The organism is Streptococcus sp. HMSC034E03 (assembly GCF_001811505.1).
GTDB lineage: Bacteria > Bacillota > Bacilli > Lactobacillales > Streptococcaceae > Streptococcus.
On sequence record NZ_KV804940.1, the window covers coordinates 1 to 1,261 of the forward strand.

Consider the following 1,261-nt stretch of genomic DNA (forward strand, 5'->3'; position numbering starts at 1 on the left):
TTATACCATAAATAGTACACAGCTTGCTAATCCTTTGAAACCAGTGGACTTCTAGCGTGTTAAGCAAAAGTGAATACGAGATTGAATACGACTCTACTTTTAGCTGGAGCGGATGAAATCCATGAACTGGTCAACGACTTCAACACGTTGATTATCATTGATATGAGTATACATATCAAGAGTGATTTGAACATTATTGTGACCGAGTCTATCTGAAATGATTTTCGCTGTAACACCAGCTTCAAACAGAAGAGAAGCATGTGTATGCCTAAAACCGTGAGGCGAAATTTTTTTAAGATTATTGTGTTTACGAAAGAATCTGCTAAGTTTCACTTTCATAGTTGCAGCTAAAAGCCATCCTCCTATGTCATTCGTAAAAATATAATTCGAATCATGTTTGTAAGGCACACCAGCCTGGAAATATTCTTTTATTTGCTGTCGTTTCCAGAGTTTCAAAACATTCAGAGTTTCATCATCTAAGGTGATAACCCTCTTACTCCTTTTGGTTTTAGGATCCTGAACAGTTTGTTTTTTACCAATCACGACAGCCGTGCGAGAAATGCTTAACCGTTTATTTTCAAAGTCAACATCTGACCACATGAGGCCGATTGCTTCTCCAGTTCTCAATCCAGAAAAAGCTAGTAAGTGAAAAAAGGTATAGTCTACTGGCTTACAATTTGCTTTGTAAACTTTAAGGAACTCGGTTAGTTCCTGTTTTGTATAGTAGTTTTCTTTGCCCTTTAAGGGTTTATTTTTAGGCTTGATAATCTTGTCTAAGGGATTTGACTTAATGATGTCAAGAGAAGCGGCATACTTGAAAATACGGCTGATGACAGAGTAGTAATTAGCATATAGGATATAGCGATTACTTAACTTGATAGCAACCTTTTGACAATAAGATACACTGATTTGTTGAATCTTCATATCTGTAAAATATGAGTCAATCATAACATTAAGTTTTTTCTTAACGTTCTGATATGTTGTTGGTTTTACAGTGCTTTTAAAGCTATCAAGCCACAATTCAGCGACTTCAGCAAAAGTAGGGTTCTGGAAATCTTCATTGTTTGAAAAACCATTCTCTTCAACGTCTAAGAGAAGGTCACGTTCGGCAGCCTTGGCCTCTTTTATAGTTTTAAAACCACGTCTTGTTGTGCGTTTTTCTTTTCCAGTTGCAGGGTCTATGCCCAGGTATGTTTGAAAGAGGTATCTAGTCTCTCCTTTTTTTGTAATGTATTTTTTTATCATAAAATGTCCTTTCTTT

Annotated in this window: 1 protein-coding gene; it reads right to left on the reverse strand. The window is 36.0% G+C overall.

Annotated features, from left to right (window positions below; genetic code table 11):
• Window positions 1-99: 99 nt before the first annotated feature.
• Window positions 100-1,261: site-specific integrase (locus tag HMPREF2805_RS00405; protein ID WP_261676111.1), on the reverse strand; the 1,162-nt coding region annotated here is incomplete at its 5' end.